This window comes from Streptomyces sp. NPDC058257 (genome assembly GCF_042881845.1).
GTDB lineage: Bacteria > Actinomycetota > Actinomycetes > Streptomycetales > Streptomycetaceae > Streptomyces.
In genome coordinates, this window is sequence record NZ_JBHVXJ010000010.1 from 67,417 (window position 1) to 84,989 (window position 17,573).

Here is a 17,573-nt window from a genome sequence, read left to right on the forward strand (position 1 = left end):
GCGGCGAAGCAGCAGACCATGGCTCGCGGACACCAGCACCGACGCCCCGCGCAGCCGAACAGGCGAGCCCAGCGGCCCCGCCGATCATGGAGGCCCCCCGACCGTGTCACTGATCGACAGCCTGGCCCGCCTGGAGGCGGTGGCCACCGGACGCGCTCAGCCGAGGGCGACGGCACGGCACCGGCACCTCTCCCAGCGCCCCCTCGTCCTCGTCCCCCTCATCACCGCGGGTGAGGCAGGTGCCCCGCTCGGCGCGCTCGTCGGGACGGAGCGGACATCGCCCCGCGTGCTCATCGTCCCCCAGCCCCGCGACCGCGACCTCCGCTTCACCTTCCTCGCCCAACTCGCGGACACCGTCCTGGAGTACGTCGACACGTTCGCGGACGACGTCGAAGCGGCGGAACGCAGCGAGAAGGACCCGGAGACCGGCAAGCGCGTCAAGGTGGAGGTCGAACTCTGCGCGGACGCACCGCAGCTGATCGTCCCGAGCCGCGCCGGCATCGACTTCGTACGGCTCATCGGCCGTTCCACCCGCTTCCGCCGCACCGCCGAGCAGGACCCTCAGACCCCGTATCCCGCCCCGCCCCGCGTCCCCCTGCTCGGCCGCTGGCTGACCCACTTCGGGGAGCGGGCCCGCGTCCCCGGCTCCTCCCTCCTCGTCGCCATGACCGAACTGCTCTCCCGGCACTGGGCCACCGGCCAGTCAAGTCTTGAGGACCAGCACCTGGGCGCCCTGCTCGCCTGGATCGAGGCCCCGGAAGGCACCTCCGGGGCCGACGCCGCGCTCCGCGCCGAGCTGGCCCGGGACAAGGACGGCCAGTTGCTCTGCCCGCCCGCGGGCCCCGCCACGGACCCGGCGTTCGACAACCGCCTCCTCGCCCCCGCCATCGAGCGCTACGACCGCGCGCGCGGCACCCTCGCCGCCGCCGAGGACGGCGTCGAGGCGGACACCCGCCTCGCCGAACTGGCCGCGGCCGAGCGGGAGATCCGCTCCCTGATCGAGAGCAGGACCCGCCCCACCTGGGACGCGGTGTGGCGTGGCCTCGACGCGCTCTGCACGCTCCCCGAGACCCCGCACGCCGCCGACCGCTGGATCCGCGACCGCTGGTCGTTCACCGGCCACCGGGACCGCGTGACGGCGGGCGAACCCCCGCAGCCCCGCATCGACGACGCGGTGACGGCGGCGAACAAGCTCGCCGCGCGCGAGCGCGAGCAGGCCAGGCTCGACGCCCAGGAAGCACTCGACGACCCCCTGGTGATGGCGGGCCGCCGGCTCGCGGGCGAGGCGTTCGCGGGCGAGGTGACCGAGGTGGTCATGGCGTACAGCGAGAGCAAGAGTCCAAGGCCGCGCCCCCTCGTCACGGTCCGCACGGACGACCACCCGCACCTGGCCGAGCGCGCGAAGGTGTACCGCTCGCTGCAGGGCAAGCCGCAGACGGCCGAGTTCGTCGCCCACGAAGGTGCGGGCACTGTCATCCTCCGCGTCACCGACAAGATGGGCCGCGGCAAGGAGCCCGAGCCAGGCTCTGTGCCGGAGAAGGGCGAGCGGATCTGCTGGACGCTCTTCGAGCACGAGCAGCGCGGCGGCCCCAAGCTCCCCGAACCCGATGAGACTCCCTGGACCCACGGCGGCCCGCCGGGCGACGCCGCCGAGCGCCCCGATCCCGTGACGCCGGAGGACACCCTGTGAGTCCCACCGCCCCCTTCGACCGTGCCTCCTTCGACCCCGGCGCGGCGGCCACCCGCGCCACGGACGCGATCCTGCACGACACGCTGCACGGCGCGCACCGCGGCGTCGTCGTCGACTCGCCGCCCGGCGCGGGCAAGTCGACCCTCGTCGTCCGGGCGGCCCGCGAACTGGCAGCGGCCGGACGCCCGTTGATGGTGATCGCGCAGACGAACGCCCAGGTCGACGACCTGGTCCTGCGTCTCGCCGAGAAGGACCCGGAGCTGCCGGTGGGCCGTCTGCACAGCAGCGACCCGGACGCGTACGACAAGGCCCTCGACGGCCTGCCCTTCGTCCGCACGTCCACGAAGGCCGCCGACCTCGCCGGGCTCGACGTCGTCGTGTCGACCGCCGCGAAGTGGGCGCACGTCGAGGTCGCCAAGCTCGACGCCCCCTGGGGGCACGCCATCGTCGACGAGGCGTATCAAATGCGCTCGGACGCTCTGCTCGCCGTTGCCGGGCTCTTCGAGCGGGCGCTGTTCGTGGGCGACCCCGGCCAGCTCGACCCGTTCTCGATCGTGGGCGCCGAGCAGTGGGCGGGCCTCGCGTACGACCCTTCGGCCAGCGCCGTGACGACGCTGCTCGCGCACAACCCCGAACTGCCCCAGCACCGCCTGCCGGTGTCCTGGCGGCTACCGGCGTCGGCGGCCCCGCTGGTCTCCGCCGCGTTCTATCCGTACACACCCTTCCGCAGCGGCACGGACCACGGCGACAGGACGCTCGACTTCGGCGTTCCGTCGGATGGTTCGGGTCCTGACCGGGTGATCGACGAGGCGGCGGAGTCGGGCTGGGGTCTGCTCGAACTGCCCGCGCGGAACACGCCGCGGACGGACCCCGAGGCCGTACGCGCGGTGGCCCAGGTCGTCAGGCGTCTCCTGGACCGCGGCGGCGCCGCCACTTCGGAACGCGACCCGGACCCCGCTCCCCTGACGGCCGACCGCATCGCCGTCGGCACCGCCCACCGCGACCAGGCGGCGGCGGTGCGCGCGTCCCTCGCGGCGCTCGGCGTCACGGACGTCACGGTGGACACCGCCAACCGGCTCCAGGGCCGCGAGTTCGACGTGACGGTGGTCCTTCACCCGCTCTCCGGCCGCCCGGACGCCACCGCGTTCCACCTGGAGACGGGCCGCCTCTGCGTCCTCGCCTCCCGCCACCGTCACGCCTGCATCGTGGTCTGCCGCGCGGGCGTCAGCGAACTGCTCGACGACCACCCGTCGACGGAACCGGTCCAGCTGGGCGTCACGGTGAAGTTCCCGGACGGCTGGGAGGCGATGATGTCCACGTGGGCGCAGTGGTCCGAACACCGCGTGGCCTGGCGGCCGTAGGCCCGAGAGTGCCGAAGCCCCCCGCAGCCCTGGGCACACGGCCCCCTTGCGCAGCAGGGGAGAATGGAAGACGGCCCCCCACGGCCGAGAACCGTACGAGGAGGAAGAACCATGGCGGAGCCCGATCGGTCCCGGACCGAGCAGCGCATGCGCCCCGCGCCCCTGCTCTTCGAGCCCGCGGAGGCCGTCGCCGACCCGGAGCACTTCTTCGACCTGGAGTCGATGGAGGACCCGCAGGAGCTCCTGTCCCGGGCCACCGAGCTGACCCACGCCTTCCGGGCCGCGACGGACCGGGCGGTCGAGTTCCAGGCGATCGCGGCCGCGCAGCTCGCCGACCCCCGGCGCTTCGACCGCCTCACGCCCGCCGTGATCGCCGAGCGCGCGCAGTGGACCGAGGACTACGCGAAGAAGATGGTCGAGTTCGGGCGGGATCTGCTGCGCGGGGCCGGTGCGGGCGGCGGCGGTCCGGAGGGCTGAGGGCCCGCCGAGGCGGGAGGTCCGAGGGACGCGAGGCAGGGGGAGCGCGAGGGCCCAGCGAAACACCCGTCAGGCACCCGTCAGTCTCCTGTCAGGCCCCGCGCGAAACACCACCGGGCCCCGCGCGGACTCTCGCTGACCCCTCGCAGAAACCACCGCAAGCCTCACCGCGGGCCCCCGCAGAGACCAACCACTGCGAGCCCTTACCGCGGACCTCCGCAGGACCCCTGAGCCCCGCCGCGGCCCCCCGCAGAGACGCCCTGCGCCTGCGCTGCGCCTTGCAGACCCCTCGCAAGCCCCCCGGGAAGGCCTCCTGGAAGCCCCCTACAGCCTCCTGACGAACCCCCAAAAAGATCAGGGGGCATATGCCGCGGAGGGCAAGGTACTCCTTCTCGCCTCCCGTTGTCCTGATTTCTGACAACTCTCAGAATCGGAACGCTCACCCCCGGTAGATGTATTCGCCATGAGCAGTACACGTCTCCACCCCGGCCCTGCCCCCGCCGGCGTCCAGAACATCTCTGACGTCACCACCGAGGGAGCCGCCTGGCTCGCCTCCGCCGAAACGTATCCACGCAGCGCCCTCATCCACTGGCGCAGCCGACCCACCGCCCCCGCCGTCCTCCCCTGCGGCTCCGTCTTCGACGTGGTGAGCGTCCCGGCCGTCTTCGGCCGCCGGATGCTCGGCTGCCTGTGGGAGGAAGGTCCGGGATCCGGCCCCGTCGCGGCGCACCGCGGCCGCATGCTCCTCTTCGCCGCCCCCGGCACCGCCCAGCGGCTGCCCTCGCTCCTTGAATGGGAGGAGTGGGGCCGCGCCGTGCCCGGCGTCCTGTGCCACGGCACGGGGGACGCGGTGACGGTGCCGCCGATCGTCGTGGACGACCGGGAGACGCTGCTGCCGGGGCGCCTCGAAGGGCACCTCGAATCGCGCTGGCTCGTGGCCCCCGACGCCCGGCATCCCTGGCTTCCGGGGCCCGAGGTAGCCCTCTGGGCCTGTGTCCGCGCGGCCCGTGCGGCGGCCGGTTCCGCGGTCCGGATTTCGATTTTTCCTGGTGGCGATCAGGGTGCTAAGGTCTACGACGTCAGCAGGCGCCGTTAGCTCAGTTGGTTAGAGCAGCTGACTCTTAATCAGCGGGTCCGGGGTTCGAGTCCCTGACGGCGCACAGACAGAATGAAGCCCCTCGCGCGAGCGGGGGGCTTCTTTCGTGCGCGCACGGAACGCTCCGGAGCGCCCGGCTCAGCCCGCCGACACCTTCACCGTCCACGCCCCCGTCGCCGTCCGCCCCTCGACCTCGATGCGTACGTCGTCGCCCGGCACCGTGAAGCTCTCCCCCGTGCCCACCGGCGCGTCCGCGAGCGGCGGGTACACCGATTCGCCCCAGCACGCGTCCGAGCCCGGGTGGGCGTCGACGACCTCGACCGGGCCGCCTCCGGAAGGCGCCTCGTTGCGTACGCGATAGGCGAGCACCCCCTCCCTGCACGTCGCGCGGTCGTTGCCCACCGCGCCGCGCGCCTCGATGGCGATCGCACTGTCGAGGCCGGTGCGGACGACCGCCAGCTTGGTGCCGCCGACGCCCCCGCGCGCGGGCCGTGCCGCCAGCGGCTCCAGGGTCAGCCGCCGCGCCCCGCCCTCCACGCACACCACCTGCCGCTGGTCCAGCCAGCCGAGCTTCCACTTGTGCCAGCCGAAGAGGTCGGGCGCGAGCCCGAACTGGCTGCCCATGACGTCCCAGTCGCCGACGTGCGTGTCCCAGTCGCCCTTGCCGTCCGTCGGCCGGTGATAGAGGTCGGGCAGGTCGAAGACGTGGCCGGTCTCGTGGGCGAGGACGTTGCGGTCCGGCGGATGCCGCTCGAAGACCGTAACGATGCGCTTGATGTCCACGCCGTCGGCCCTCATCGGCCGGTCGAAGTTGACGACCTTCGTGGCGTCGGAGTCGACACCGGGCGCGTCCGGGTCGGCGACGAAGTAGACGACGTCGTACCGCGAGAAGTCGACGTGCGGATCGGCCGCGGCCACCGCGTCCCGCAGATAGGCGCTGCGCCGGGCCGGGTTCCAGTCCCGCTGTATGGCGTAGGAGGTGGAGTAGTCCGGCATCTCGACCCACTGGCGCTGCGGGTGCGGGCGCAGCGCGAACTTGCCGTAGGAGGCGCGGTCGAAGAACTGGCTGGTGGCGGGGAAGTAGTCGCCCGCCAGGTCCTCGGGGGTGCTCCGGGGCGGGGAGTCGGGGAAGGAGAGGAAGACCATGGCCGCGTCCAGGGCCCGGTTCGGACGCGTGTAGGCGGCGTTCCAGGTGTCCAGGCCCTCCGAGTGATGCGCCGGTGTGCGCTGGAGCGCGCAGGGTACTGCCGAGGTCTGGGCGATCGCGGGGCCCGCGACGAGCCCCGTGGCGGCGAGCGCGGTCAAGGACGTGAGGGCGGCGGCCGTGCTGCGCAACCGGGATCTCTCCCCTCCACGGGTGAGTCCCCAGCGGGGTAGCTGACGCGGCACGACCACCTCCGGGCAGGGATTACGGGGCATCCCACCCACTTTGTGACGTTTTATTTAAATATGCCCTGTTTGTCTGACCCGATCGGGTGGCCGACGACCCGCCGGGCGTTCACCGAACGTCACAAGTGGTCGCCGAGCAGATTGAGGCGCAAGGGAAGCGCTACCGGGGTGAGCAGAAACGATCTGCCACCGGTTGGGTGCCAAACCCATGCCGGGCATGCGCCTGTCCTATGCCGAACGCGGCCGCCACGCGGTACCGCGCTGTGGCTGGATGCGCCGTCCGGCCAGCCCCTATGATCGGCACACCTTCCTGCGCGGGCCCGGCCTCGCCGAACAACTGCACTGAGGGGGCAAGTGGTGAACGGAACGTCTGAAGGCCAAGCGCCCACAGCTGTCACAGCGGTCACAGCACCCGAACTCGCCGAGGCGCCCACTACGGAGCGTCGCCATCCGGGGCAGCAACCCGATCACCGAGCCGCGTTCGCTGCCGCCCCTCTCGCCCTCGGCGTCGTGGACGGCGAGGGCCTCGTCATCGACGCCAACGACGCGCTCGCCGAGCTGCTCGGAGCGGCCCCGGACGATCTCACGGGGCGCCTCGCCGCCGATCTGGTGGACCTGGCGTCGGACACCCGCGTCTGGCACGCGTACCGCGAGGTGCTGCGCGGGCGCCAGGCGAAGCTGCGCTGCACCCGTCGCCTGAAACATCCCGACGGGCACTCGCTGTGGGTACAGATCACCGTCTCGCCGATGCCCGGCGGTCGTACGGTGCTGCTCGCCGCCACCGACATCAGCGCGCGCCGCGAGCTCCAGGACCGGCTGCGGCATCTGCAGATGCACGACCCGGTGACCCGGCTCGCCAACCGCAGCCTGTTCTTCGAACGCCTTGCCGCCGCACTCGAAGCGGGGGCGTACGACGACACGGGAACCGGCCGTATCGGCCTCTGCTATCTGGACCTCGACGGGTTCAAGGCGGTCAACGACACCCTCGGCCACCGGGTCGGCGACCGGCTGCTCGCGGCCGTCGCGGAGCGGCTCACACGGTGCGCCGACGAGGCCGCCCACGGCCAGGCGGCGGCGCCCCTGGTGGCGCGGCTCGGCGGCGACGAGTTCGCGCTGCTGGTGGAGGACTCGACGGGCACGGACCAGCTGGCCGACCTCGCCGACGCGGCGCTCAAGGCGCTGCAGGACCCCTTCGACCTGTCGGGCCAGCGGCTCTCCGTTTCGGCGTCGATCGGCGTCGTGGAGCGGCGCGCCGCCGGGACCACGACGACATGTCTCATGCAGGCCGCCGACACGACGCTCTACTGGGCGAAGTCGGACGGCAAGGCCCGCTGGACCCTCTTCGACCCCGAGCGCAACGCCCACCGCATGACACGGCAGGCGCTGTCGAGTTCACTGCGTCCGGCCGTCGACCGGGATGAATTCGTCCTCGACTACCAGCCGTTGGTGCGCCTGGAGGACGGCGGCGTGCGCGGGGTCGAGGCGCTGGTGCGGTGGCAGCATCCGCAGTTCGGGCTGCTGACGCCGAATCGGTTCATCGGCCTTGCCGAGGAGGACGGTTCGATCGTGCAGCTGGGCCGCTGGGTGCTGCGGACGGCGTGCCGCCAGGCCCGGCAGTGGCAGCTGGACCACCCGGAGCGGCCGCCGGTGTTCATGAGCGTCAACGTCGCGGTGCGGCAGGTGTGGGACTCGGACCTGGTCGCCGATGTCGCGGACATCCTCGCCGAGACGGGCCTCGCCCCCGAACTGCTCCAGCTCGAACTCACCGAGTCGGCCGTGATGGGCTCGGCGGGCCGCCCGTTGCAGGCCCTTCAGTCGCTGAGCGACATGGGGGTGCGGATCGCCATCGACGACTTCGGCACGGGGTACTCGAACCTTGCGTACCTGAGCCGGCTTCCGGTGTCCGTCCTGAAGCTGGACGGCTCGTTCGTACGAGGGTTCCAGTACGACGCGGAGGCGGGCGAGGCACACATCAACCCCGCCGACGAGGTCATCGTCGAGGCCCTGGTCCAGCTCGCGCACCGCCTCGGGCTCACGGTCACCGCGGAGTGCGTGGAGACCACGTCGCAGGCGGCGCGGCTGCGGCGGATCGGGTGCGACACCGGGCAGGGGTGGCTGTACTCCCGCCCGGTGGCGCCGGATCATATCTCCGCGCTGCTCGGCGCCGGTGCCGGTTGAGGGCTACGCGCCGGGCAGTCCGTACGCGTCCGCGATCAACTCGTACGAACGCAGCCGCACTTCGCCGCTGTGCGCGTTGGCCGTGATCATCAGCTCGTCGGCCCCGGTGCGCTTGGCGAGGTCGTCGAGGCCGGTGCGGACCTGGTCGGCGGTGCCGTAGATGACGTTGGAGTTCCAGCTGTTGACGAACTCCCGCTCCATCTCGCTGAATGCGTACGCCTCAGCCTCCTCGGGAGTCGGGACGAGCCCCGGCTTCCCGGTCCTGAGGCGGACCATGTTCAGGGCGGCGGCGAGCACCTGACGCCGGGCCTCGTCCTCCTCGTCGGTCGCGAGCGCCGATACGCCGATGAGGGCGTACGGCTCGTCGAGGACCGCGGACGGCTTGAACGACTCCCGGTAGAGGTCGAGCGCCGGGATCGTGTTCTGCGCGGAGAAGTGGTGCGCGAAGGCGAAGGGCAGGCCGAGGACTCCGGCCAGGCGGGCGCTGAAGCCGGACGAGCCGAGCAGCCACAGGGGCGGGCGGTGCGGGGACTGGACGCCGCCGGGCGAGGTGGCCTGGACGGGGCCCGGGACGGCGTGGATACGGCCGTACGGGTGTCCGTCGGGGAAGTCGTCGTCAAGGAACCGGGTCAGCTCGGCGAGCTGCTGCGGGAAGTCGTCGGCGCCTTCGTTGAGGCGCTCGGTCCTGCGCAGGGCGGCGGCGGTCGCGCCGTCCGTGCCCGGGGCGCGGCCAAGGCCCAGGTCGACGCGGCCCGGGGCCATCGCCTCCAGGGTGCCGAACTGCTCCGCGATGACGAGGGGGGCGTGGTTGGGCAGCATGACGCCGCCCGAGCCCAGCCGGATGCGGTCCGTGTGGGCGGCCAGGTGGGCGAGGATGACCGCCGGGGAGGATGAGGCCACGCCCGGCATGGAGTGGTGCTCGGCCACCCAGTAGCGGTGGTATCCGCGGCCCTCGGCCAGCTTGGCGATCTCCACGCTCTTGCGCAGGGCGTCGGTGGCTGTCCGGCCCGCTCCCACGGTCACCAGGTCCAGTACGGAGAGCGGGACCGGCGCGGTGCCGTACCGGTCGCCACGGATGTCGTCGCTCGGGTCCACTGTCACGGGGGCCTGCCTCCTGCTGCGCGTGCTTTTGCGGGTCTTCTTGCTCCGCAGGGGGCAACAGGAGGGTGGCTCCGTTTTATTCCCGGGGACGGTGGCGTTCCGCTCCGCGGGCGGGGGCGCCCGGCTACTGCCTGACCTGCACCACCGGCTCCTTCGTGAACAGAGTGCCCAGTGACGGCGCGTTCACCCTGCGCGCGGACAGGCGCAGCGCCTCCCAGACCGTCACCTGGTTCGCCGTCAGGACCGGTTTGCCGAGGTCCTGCTCCAGCGCCTGGACGTACGCCGCCGTGTGCAGTGCCGTGTCGGGGAGCAGGACCGCGTCGGCGTCCGGATGGTCGCCCGCGCGGGCCATGGCCCTGACCTCCTCCCAGCCCCACGTGCCCACCTCCGCCGCCGTGATGATGCCGCTCCCCTGTGTCGAGACGACCTCCGTGCCCGACGCCTTCAGGAACGAGGCGAAGAGCGCCGCCACGTCCTCCGGGTAGGTCGCGGCGACCGCGACCCTGCCCGCTCCCACCTCACGTGCCGCATGGGCGAACGCGAAGGACGTACTGGACGCCGGCAGGCCCGCCGCCCTGGCCAGGGCGCGGACCTGGTCGTGCGCGCCCTCCCAGCCGAAGACGAAGCTCGCGCTGGTGCAGGCCCACACCACCGCCTCCGCGCCGGCCATGCGCAGCTCCTCCACCCCGGCGGCGAGCCGGGCCGTCGAGCCCATCTCCAGGAGCGCGTCGACCCGGTGCGCGTCCTCGCCGATGTCGGTGTGGACAACCTGCAGCCGGACATCGCTCCCCAGCATCTGCTCCATACGGGGGTAGTCGTCCTCAGCCGAGTGACCCGGATAGAGGAATCCAAGTGCCGTCACTTCCAGCCTCCTTCAAGGCAGCGGTGGTGGTCCTTCGGGCAGTCCCTGGGGCGGATCGACCGGCACCACGCCGGGCAGCTCGCCCGGCCCCGCGACCGGGCCCGCGCCCGGCCTGGCACTCGGATTGATCAGCGCCTGGTACGGCCCTACGGCATGGGTACCCAGACGGCGCAGGGCAGACCACATCGTGACCTGGTTCGCTGAGATCACCGGCATCCGCAGCTCGGCCTCCAGCTGCGGAATGACGTCGTACGTCGCGAGATTGGTGCAGCTGATGAAGAGCGCGTCGGCGCCGTCGAGCACCGCCCTGCGCGCCATCTCGGCCACGTCCTTGTAGGGCACCTTCCAGATGTGCCGGGTCAGGCCCAGATAGGCGCGGCCGGTCACGGACACACCCGATTCGGCCAGGTAGTGCTCCAGGGACTGGGTCACCGACCAGGTGTAGGGCGTGACGAGCGCGATGCGCCGCGCGCCCAGATCGTCGAGCGCCTCAAGCAGCGCGCCCGATGTGGTGACGGCCGAGACCGCGCCTTCGCGGTTCATTGCCTCGCACATCGCGCGCTCGCCCGCGATGCCGCCGACGAAGCTGCCCGACGTGCAGGCATAGGCCAGGACTTCGGGTTCGGCGGCGCTCAGAGCGCGCACCGCCTCGCCCAGGGTTTCGTGTTCGCTGACGAGTCGTGCCAGGTCGAGGCTCACCTCGACGGGAACGTACGGGGTGCGTGTCAGGTGGAGGGAGACCTCGTCCGGCACCCAGCGCCAGAGCTCCCGGTCGAGTGCGAAGTCGAAGGGTGCGACGACACCTACACCGCGTTGAGGGTGTGGTCCGCCGAGGAAGGAGACGTCCATGAGCAGGCCCCAAGTTCGTGCGTGCGTGCATTTGAGGGACCGGCCGGGGGCCGGGAGATGCGGAACCGGCGACGCGCCGGGACGTCGGGATGGGGCAAAGGCGCGAAGAAAGCGCTACAGAGTGTGCTACGACCTCGCACGGAGCGTACTCAGTCGTGGGGTGCTTGTGATAGAGCACCTCTGTTGACGAAGGTAGTTTCAGGTGCGAGCGTGGTCAATCCGCGCATCTCAGACGGCTCTGGCCGACACGAAACTCAGGGAAGCGGACTCTCATTGCGAAACGGTTTCTCCCCGATGTCCGAATCAACCTCTGATCCGATGTCCGATACAACCGTTCTGGTCCTCGACGCCCCGTCCCCGGCCCCGCCGCCCCGTCTCGGCAGCCTCGCGGGGCGCGCCCGGATCCTGCACGCGGACGCGGACAGCCTGGCGGACCAACTCCCCGACGCCGATGTGCTCTTGGTGTGGAACTTCCTCTCGGACGCGGTGCGTCGGGCCTGGCCGGGCGAGGGGCGGCGGCCCCGCTGGGTGCACACCGCGAGCGCGGGCGTGGACCGTCTGATGTGCCCTGAACTCGCCGAGTCCGACACGCTGGTCACCAACGCCCGCGGGGTCTTCGACCAGCCGATCGCCGAGTACGTGGCCGCTCTCGTCCTCGCCATGGCCAAGGACCTGCCGCGCACCCTCGAGCTCCAGGACGAGCGGACCTGGCAGCACCGCGAGACCCAGCGAATTGCCCGCACACGCGCGTGTGTCGTGGGTTCGGGCCCGATCGGACACGCCATCGTCCGCATGCTGAAGGGGCTCGGGATCATCACCGCCCTCGTGGGCCGCAGCGCCCGAGGCGGCGTCCACGGCCCCGACGAACTCGATCGGCTCATGGCGCGGGCCGACTGGGTGATCTGCGCGGCGCCGCTCACGGACGACACGCGCGGCATGTTCGACGAGCGGCGCTTCGGCATGATGCAGCCGTCGGCGCGCTTCATCAACATCGGACGGGGCGCGCTCGTCGTGGAGGACGATCTCGCGGCCGCCCTGTCGAAGCGTTGGATCGCGGGGGCGGCGCTCGACGTCTTCGAGCACGAGCCCCTGCCGGACGACAGCCCGCTGTGGACGGCGCCGGGTCTCCTCGTGTCCCCGCACATGAGCGGGGACGTGGTCGGCTGGCGCGATGAACTGGGCTCGCAGTTCGTCGAGTTGTACGAGGAGTGGGCGGCCGGACGGCCCCTGTCCAACGTGGTCGACAAGAAACGTGGGTATGTACCGGGGAATTGATCATTCCCGGACATGCGGCCACTGATGCGGGCGCTGGTGCGGGCACTGATGCGGGCACTGATCATTTCCGAGCCACTTCCCTCCCCTGAGGAGCGTGCATGACCGAGCTCACGGATCTCACCGCGGTACAACTCGTCGATGCCTTTTCCAAGGGCGAAATCAGTCCGGTGGACGCGACACGAGCCGCTCTGCGCAGGGCGCGGGACGTGCAGCCGACGGTGAACGCGTTCGTGCGCATCGACTCCGACGAGGCGCTCGCCCAGGCCGAGGCGAGTACGGAGCGGTGGCGGCGCGGTGAGCCGCGGGGGCTCGTGGACGGGGTGCCGGTCTCGGTCAAGGACATCCTGCTGCAGCGCGGCGGGCCGACGCTGCGGGGCTCGAAGACCGTGAGTGCGGCGGGGGCCTGGGACGAGGACGCGCCGTCGGTGGCGCGGCTGCGCGAGCACGGCGCGGTGTTCATCGGCAAGACGACTACGCCCGAGTTCGGCTGGAAGGGCGTCACGGACAGCCCGCAGAGCGGGATCACCCGCAATCCGTACGACCCCGCGCGCACCGCGGGCGGTTCGAGCGGCGGCGGAGCGGCCGCCGTGGCACTCGGCGCGGCGCCGGTGTCGCTCGGCACGGACGGTGGCGGCTCGGTGCGGATCCCGGGCTCCTTCTGCGGCATCTTCGCGCTGAAGCCGACGTACGGAAGGGTGCCGCTGTATCCTGCGTCCGCGTTCGGCACGCTGGCGCACGTCGGCCCGATGACGCGGGACGCGGCGGACGCGGCGCTCCTGATGGATGTCATCAGCGGCCCGGACTGGCGCGACTGGTCACAGCTGGCGCCGGTGGAGGGCAGCTTCCGCGCGGGTATCGAAGGAGGCGTACGCGGTCTGCGCATCGCCTATTCGCCCTCGCTCGGCAACCAGGTGGCGGTGCGGCCCGTGGTCGCCGCCGCGGTGCGGCGGGCGGTGGAGTCCCTCGCGGCGCAGGGTGCGTACGTCGAGGAGGCCGACCCGGACTTCACGGATCCGGTGGAGGCCTTCCACACCCTGTGGTTCAGCGGCGCGGCGCGGGTGGTCCAACACCTGCCGCCCGACCGGCGCAAGCTGCTCGACGCGGGGCTGCAGGAGATCTGTGCGCAGGGCGCCCGGTCCAGTGCGCTCGACTACCTCGCCGCAGTCGACGTACGCATGGAGCTCGGCCGTCGCATGGGCCGCTTCCATGAGACGTACGACCTCCTGGTCACTCCGACGCTGCCGATCACCGCTTTCGAGGCGGGGGCGGAGGTTCCGAAGGGTTCCGGCCATCGCCGGTGGACGGGGTGGACCCCGTTCACGTACCCCTTCAACATGACGCAGCAGCCGGCCGCGACCGTTCCCTGCGGGGTGGACCGCGACGGGCTGCCCATCGGGGTGCAGATCGTGGCGGCGCGGCATGCCGACGCGCTCGTCCTGCGGGCCGCGCACGCGCTGTACGAAGCGGGCGGCGCGGAGATCGCGCCGCCCGCTGTCGGCTGACTACCTGACGCCCGACTGCCGCCTGCCGCCTGACACCTGACACCTGACACCTGACGCCGCGGGCGGGTTCTACGCTCTGCGGAAGTTCAGCGTCTCGCCCTGCGCGCCGCCGCGCCACAGGTCGTTGCAGGCCTCGGCCATCTCGTCGAGGCCGTCGACGACCTGCCCCCAGACGATGCCGGGGACCCAGCCCACGTCCCCGTTGAGCAGCAGGTTGTTGCGCTCGTAGAAGAGGGCGAGGTCCACGACCGTGGCGCCCGCCCGCACGTCCGCGGCCGGTTCGTATCCATAGGACTGCGTGCCCAGCTGTGTCCCGTTGAAGGAGAAATAGCAGAGGTCGCCGGGAATGGGGGTGACTGTCGGATTCTCCAAGGGCGGCTCGCGGTCCGCGAAAGCCGGAAAGAGGGCGTAGATCTCATTGCGGGCATACTTCGCGTGATAGACGTCCTCGCTGAGCGGAAGCGCCTCCCACACCGCCGCGCAGGTCACAGGGGCCCGCTCGTCGAGCAGCTTTGCCGTGCACTGAACTCCCCGCTTGGCGAGGGAGACTTCGATGAATCGGTCTGCCATGTGTCCCATGCTCCTCCCTGGGTCAAGACCACAACGATTGCATCAGGGGCCGAAATTGGCCCGCATATTTTGCTTCGAGTCGGGTAGCCGCGCGCCCATGGCTCCACCACATGAGAACAACGAGGGATTCACAGGCAGCAGGCTTCGCCGCCGCTCCCTGCTCGCAGGAGCAGCGGCGCTCGGAGCTATGGGGGCTGCGGGGTGCGTCAAGGTCCCGGAGGAGGGGAAGGTTGAGGGCGGGGATCTACTGAGTCGGCTCCGCGACGCGGGGACCGTGCGGATCGGCGTCGCGGGAGAACTCCCGTTCGGCTATATCGACAAGCAGGGCGAGGTCACCGGCGAGGCGCCGGAGATCGCCAAGGTGATCTTCCCGAGGCTCGGTGTGCCGCATGTGACGGCCGTACCGACCGAGTTCGGCGCGCTCATCCCGGGGCTCACCCAGGCGCAGCAGTTCGATGTCGTGTCCGCGGGCATGTACATCAACCCGGCCCGCTGCGCGCGGGTCCTGTTCTCCGACCCCGACTACCTGATGCTCGATGCCTTCATCGTGAAGAAGGGCAACCCGCACGGGATCAAGCGGTACGAGGACATCGTCAAGAAGAAGCTCAAACTGGCCAGCGGCACCGCGTACGCAGAGATCGCCTACGCGGAGGCGGCGGGAGTGAAGAACATCCTCATCCTGCCGGACCCGGTGGCGGGCCTCGCCGCGGTGGAGCAGGGCCGGGTCGACGCCTTCGCGGGCACCGCCATCACCACCCGTGACGTGGTGAAGGGCAGCAAGCGTGCCGAGGTGACCGAGGCCTTCCAGCCGAAGGTGGACGGCAAGCCCGCGTACGGCGCGGGCGGTTTCGCCTTCCGGCTCTCCGAGAAGAAGTTGCGCGACGCCTTCAACAAAGAGCTCCACAAGATGAAGAAGAGCGGCGAACTGCTGCGGGTCGTCGGCAAGTTCGGCTTCACCAAGGACGAGATGACCGATCTGACGCTCGACGATCTGTGCCCGCCGGTGAAGGGAGCCTCCTGATGATGACGGCGGACTTCATCTGGGCGTGGTTCCTGCCCGGTCTGTGGATCACCGTGCAGATCACGGTCTACAGCGCGGCCCTGGCCTTCGTGATCGCCTTCCCGATCGGCGTTCTGCGTACGTCGCCGCTCTGGATCGTGCGTTTCCTGGCCGGGATCTACTTCGAGATCTTCCGCGGCACGTCGGCCCTGGTCTTCATGTTCTGGATGGCCTTCACGGTGCCGATGCTGTTCGGCTTCAGCTTCATGCCGATGGCCGCCGGTGTGCTGGCACTCGGGATGACGTACGGGGCGTACGGCTCGGAGATCGTGCGCGGCGCTCTTGCCGCCGTACCGGTGGCTCAGCGCGAGGCGGGGGTTGCGCTGAACTTCACCAAGGGGCAGCGCCTGCGCAAGATCGAGATTCCGCAGGCCTGGCCGGAGATGCTTCCTCCGTTCAACAACCTGCTGATCGAGCTGCTCAAGGGCACCTCTCTGGTCTCGCTCATCGCGGTGGCCGACATGACCTTCGCGGGCAACCTGTGGCGGCTCGTCACCGCCGAGAGCGCCCCGGTCTACACGGTGCTCCTTGTGGTCTACTTCGTGCTCGCCTTCCTCCTGACGCGAGGGATGCGGCTCCTTGAGCGGCACGCGAAGTCCAAGGTCGGCCAGGCGCCCGAGAAGCTCGGCCTCTTCAGCGGGCTGCGCTCCAAATCGTCGATCGACGACCTGTCCGTTACCGGGGGTGCCAAGTGAGCTGGGACTGGTCCAACGTCGAAGACTTCATGCCGAAGTTCTGGGACGGGGTGCTCGTCACCCTCCAGGCTCTTGGCTGGGGCACCCTGATCGCGTTCTCCCTCGGCCTGCTCTGGGCGATCGCGCAACGTTCCGAGCAGGCATGGATCCGCTGGCCGGTGACGGCTGTCACCGAGTTCATCAGGAACACTCCGCTGCTGGTGCAGCTGTTCTTCCTGTTCACCGTCGTCCCCGAGTTCGGCCCCACGATGTCCCCGCTCACCACGGGCATCGTCGGCCTCGGCCTGCACTACTCGACGTACACCGCCGAGGTCTACCGAGCGGGTATCGAAGGCGTTCCCGTCGGCCAGTGGGAGGCGGCCACGGCGCTCAGCCTGCCCAAGCGCCGCACCTGGACCGCGATCATCCTCCCGCAGGCCATCCGCCGCGTGATCCCCGCCCTCGGCAACTACGTGGTGTCCATGCTCAAGGACTCCCCGCAGATCGCCGCCATCGGCGCCCTGGACATGCTGGGCGAGGCCAAGGGATTCACCCAGGCGACCTTCACCTACGAGGCGATCAGCATCGTCGGTGTCGCCTTCATCGTCATTGCCTACCCGGCTTCCGTCCTTCTGCGAGTCCTGGAGCGTCGCCTTGTCCGCTGACAGCAGCACCACGAACGAAACCGTCAATCCCACGGTGGACGGCAGCGAGCTGATCCGCTTCGACAAGGTCACCAAGCGCTTCGGCAGCCATGTCGTCCTGGACGAACTCGACTTCTCCGTCGCGTCGGGCAAACACGTCACGCTGATCGGCCCTTCCGGATCCGGCAAGACGACGATCCTGCGGCTCCTGATGACCTTGATGAAGCCCGAGGAGGGCACGATCAAGGTCGGCGGCGAGTACCTCACGCACGAGAGCAGGAACGGCAAGCTCGTGCCGGCGAGCGAGAAGTACATCCGCGAGGTCCGCAAGAACATCGGGATGGTCTTCCAGCAGTTCAACCTCTTCCCGAACATGAAGGTCCTGCGCAACATCACGGAGGCGCCGGTCCAGGTGCTCGGCCTCTCCAAGGACGAGGCGGAGCAGCGCGCCCGCGAGCTGCTCGACCTGGTCGGGCTCACCGAGCACATCGACAAGTACCCGAGTCAGCTCTCGGGCGGCCAGCAGCAGCGTGTCGCGATCGCGCGCGCCCTGGCGATGCGCCCGCAGGTGCTGCTCCTGGACGAGGTCACATCCGCGCTGGACCCCGAGCTGGTGGCAGGTGTCCTCGACGTCCTCAGAGACATCGCGCACACCACGGACATCACGATGCTCTGTGTGACCCACGAGATGAACTTCGCCCGGGACATCTCGGACCAGGTCCTGATGTTCGACTCGGGCCGGGTCATCGAATCCGGGACGCCGGAGAAGATCTTCACGGAGCCGGAGCACGAGCGGACCCGGGAGTTCCTCTCCGCGGTGCTGTAAGCCACGGGAAGTCAGACCC

At 70.6% G+C, this 17,573-nt stretch carries 16 protein-coding genes and 1 tRNA gene; 12 read left to right on the forward strand and 5 right to left on the reverse strand.

Features of this window, described 5'->3' with window-relative positions; translation table 11 throughout:
- Nucleotides 1-103 precede the first annotated feature (103 nt).
- From ACFVXC_RS23680 to ACFVXC_RS23700, 5 genes are all read left to right on the forward strand, one after another.
- Entirely contained in the window at nucleotides 104-1,690 is a 1,587-nt protein-coding gene (locus tag ACFVXC_RS23680) for a hypothetical protein (protein WP_389908179.1), read from the forward strand.
- Nucleotides 1,687-3,051 carry an AAA domain-containing protein gene (locus tag ACFVXC_RS23685; protein WP_389908181.1) on the forward strand — a complete coding sequence of 455 codons (1,365 nt, stop codon included), beginning with the start codon at nucleotides 1,687-1,689 and terminating at the stop codon, nucleotides 3,049-3,051. Before ACFVXC_RS23680 ends, ACFVXC_RS23685 begins: the two co-directional genes overlap by 4 nt.
- 111 nt (nucleotides 3,052-3,162) lie before the next feature.
- A complete protein-coding gene (locus ACFVXC_RS23690) occupies nucleotides 3,163-3,528 on the forward strand; it encodes a hypothetical protein (RefSeq protein ID WP_389908183.1) in 366 nt (121 codons plus the stop codon).
- A gap of 463 nt (nucleotides 3,529-3,991) precedes the next feature.
- Nucleotides 3,992-4,624, forward strand: coding sequence for a bifunctional DNA primase/polymerase (locus tag ACFVXC_RS23695; RefSeq protein WP_389908185.1), 633 nt, complete (start codon nucleotides 3,992-3,994; stop codon nucleotides 4,622-4,624).
- A tRNA-Lys gene (locus ACFVXC_RS23700) sits at nucleotides 4,615-4,688 on the forward strand. Before ACFVXC_RS23695 ends, ACFVXC_RS23700 begins: the two co-directional genes overlap by 10 nt.
- A gap of 74 nt (nucleotides 4,689-4,762) precedes the next feature.
- Here ACFVXC_RS23700 and ACFVXC_RS23705 read toward each other — a convergent pair.
- On the reverse strand, nucleotides 4,763-6,043 hold the full coding sequence (locus tag ACFVXC_RS23705) for a M6 family metalloprotease domain-containing protein (protein ID WP_389908187.1): 1,281 nt from the start codon (nucleotides 6,041-6,043) through the stop codon (nucleotides 4,763-4,765).
- A gap of 327 nt (nucleotides 6,044-6,370) precedes the next feature.
- Between ACFVXC_RS23705 and ACFVXC_RS23710 the strand changes: the two genes are divergently transcribed.
- The gene (locus ACFVXC_RS23710) at nucleotides 6,371-8,191 is read left to right on the forward strand and encodes a putative bifunctional diguanylate cyclase/phosphodiesterase (RefSeq protein WP_389908189.1); all 1,821 of its coding nucleotides are present in this window, start codon (nucleotides 6,371-6,373) and stop codon (nucleotides 8,189-8,191) included.
- Nucleotides 8,192-8,194: 3 nt separating this feature from the next.
- Here the strand turns inward: ACFVXC_RS23710 and ACFVXC_RS23715 are convergent, their stop codons facing one another.
- From ACFVXC_RS23715 to ACFVXC_RS23725, 3 genes are all read right to left on the reverse strand, one after another.
- Complete coding sequence (locus ACFVXC_RS23715) at nucleotides 8,195-9,292, reverse strand: LLM class flavin-dependent oxidoreductase (protein WP_389908191.1); 1,098 nt, start codon at nucleotides 9,290-9,292, stop codon at nucleotides 8,195-8,197.
- Between the two features lie 124 nt (nucleotides 9,293-9,416).
- Complete coding sequence (locus tag ACFVXC_RS23720; protein WP_389908193.1) at nucleotides 9,417-10,154, reverse strand: aspartate/glutamate racemase family protein; 738 nt, start codon at nucleotides 10,152-10,154, stop codon at nucleotides 9,417-9,419.
- Between the two features lie 12 nt (nucleotides 10,155-10,166).
- Nucleotides 10,167-11,003, reverse strand: a complete 837-nt coding sequence (locus ACFVXC_RS23725) for a decarboxylase (RefSeq protein WP_389908195.1) — start codon at nucleotides 11,001-11,003, stop codon at nucleotides 10,167-10,169.
- Nucleotides 11,004-11,321: 318 nt separating this feature from the next.
- Between ACFVXC_RS23725 and ACFVXC_RS23730 the strand changes: the two genes are divergently transcribed.
- Together ACFVXC_RS23730 and ACFVXC_RS23735 are read left to right on the forward strand one after the other, a co-directional pair.
- Nucleotides 11,322-12,278, forward strand: coding sequence for a D-2-hydroxyacid dehydrogenase (locus tag ACFVXC_RS23730; protein ID WP_389908197.1), 957 nt, complete (start codon nucleotides 11,322-11,324; stop codon nucleotides 12,276-12,278).
- Nucleotides 12,279-12,376: 98 nt separating this feature from the next.
- On the forward strand, nucleotides 12,377-13,780 hold the full coding sequence (locus ACFVXC_RS23735; protein WP_389908199.1) for an amidase: 1,404 nt from the start codon (nucleotides 12,377-12,379) through the stop codon (nucleotides 13,778-13,780).
- A 69-nt stretch (nucleotides 13,781-13,849) separates the two neighbouring features.
- Here the strand turns inward: ACFVXC_RS23735 and ACFVXC_RS23740 are convergent, their stop codons facing one another.
- A complete protein-coding gene (locus tag ACFVXC_RS23740) occupies nucleotides 13,850-14,350 on the reverse strand; it encodes a DUF3830 family protein (RefSeq protein WP_389908201.1) in 501 nt (166 codons plus the stop codon).
- Nucleotides 14,351-14,447: 97 nt separating this feature from the next.
- On the opposite strand from ACFVXC_RS23740, the gene ehuB reads away from it, so the two are divergent.
- Genes ehuB through ehuA form a run of 4 tightly spaced genes read left to right on the forward strand, consistent with a single transcriptional unit; the run spans nucleotide 14,448 to nucleotide 17,554 of the window.
- Nucleotides 14,448-15,371 (forward strand): ectoine/hydroxyectoine ABC transporter substrate-binding protein EhuB, encoded by a 924-nt coding sequence (ehuB, locus tag ACFVXC_RS23745; protein WP_389908203.1) that lies wholly within the window; start codon nucleotides 14,448-14,450, stop codon nucleotides 15,369-15,371.
- On the forward strand, nucleotides 15,371-16,105 hold the full coding sequence (ehuC, locus tag ACFVXC_RS23750; protein ID WP_389908205.1) for an ectoine/hydroxyectoine ABC transporter permease subunit EhuC: 735 nt from the start codon (nucleotides 15,371-15,373) through the stop codon (nucleotides 16,103-16,105). The genes ehuB and ehuC overlap by 1 nt, the downstream gene beginning before the upstream one ends.
- Complete coding sequence (gene ehuD / locus ACFVXC_RS23755) at nucleotides 16,102-16,749, forward strand: ectoine/hydroxyectoine ABC transporter permease subunit EhuD (RefSeq protein ID WP_389908207.1); 648 nt, start codon at nucleotides 16,102-16,104, stop codon at nucleotides 16,747-16,749. Before ehuC ends, ehuD begins: the two co-directional genes overlap by 4 nt.
- 34 nt (nucleotides 16,750-16,783) lie before the next feature.
- Nucleotides 16,784-17,554 (forward strand): ectoine/hydroxyectoine ABC transporter ATP-binding protein EhuA, encoded by a 771-nt coding sequence (ehuA, locus tag ACFVXC_RS23760; protein ID WP_389908680.1) that lies wholly within the window; start codon nucleotides 16,784-16,786, stop codon nucleotides 17,552-17,554.
- Nucleotides 17,555-17,573 lie beyond the last annotated feature (19 nt).

Excerpts from the sequence above, each read along its gene's own strand:
- ehuB (WP_389908203.1), top strand. The coding sequence starts at position 14,448 with ATGGCTCCACCACATGAGAACAACGAGGGATTCACAGGCAGCAGGCTT.
- ACFVXC_RS23695 (WP_389908185.1), top strand. The coding sequence starts at position 3,992 with ATGAGCAGTACACGTCTCCACCCCGGCCCTGCCCCCGCCGGCGTCCAG.
- ACFVXC_RS23735 (WP_389908199.1), top strand. The coding sequence starts at position 12,377 with ATGACCGAGCTCACGGATCTCACCGCGGTACAACTCGTCGATGCCTTT.
- ACFVXC_RS23705 (WP_389908187.1), bottom strand. The coding sequence starts at position 6,043 with ATGCCCCGTAATCCCTGCCCGGAGGTGGTCGTGCCGCGTCAGCTACCC.
- ACFVXC_RS23725 (WP_389908195.1), bottom strand. The coding sequence starts at position 11,003 with ATGGACGTCTCCTTCCTCGGCGGACCACACCCTCAACGCGGTGTAGGT.
- ACFVXC_RS23690 (WP_389908183.1), top strand. The coding sequence starts at position 3,163 with ATGGCGGAGCCCGATCGGTCCCGGACCGAGCAGCGCATGCGCCCCGCG.
- ACFVXC_RS23740 (WP_389908201.1), bottom strand. The coding sequence starts at position 14,350 with ATGGCAGACCGATTCATCGAAGTCTCCCTCGCCAAGCGGGGAGTTCAG.
- ehuC (WP_389908205.1), top strand. The coding sequence starts at position 15,371 with ATGATGACGGCGGACTTCATCTGGGCGTGGTTCCTGCCCGGTCTGTGG.
- ACFVXC_RS23730 (WP_389908197.1), top strand. The coding sequence starts at position 11,322 with ATGTCCGATACAACCGTTCTGGTCCTCGACGCCCCGTCCCCGGCCCCG.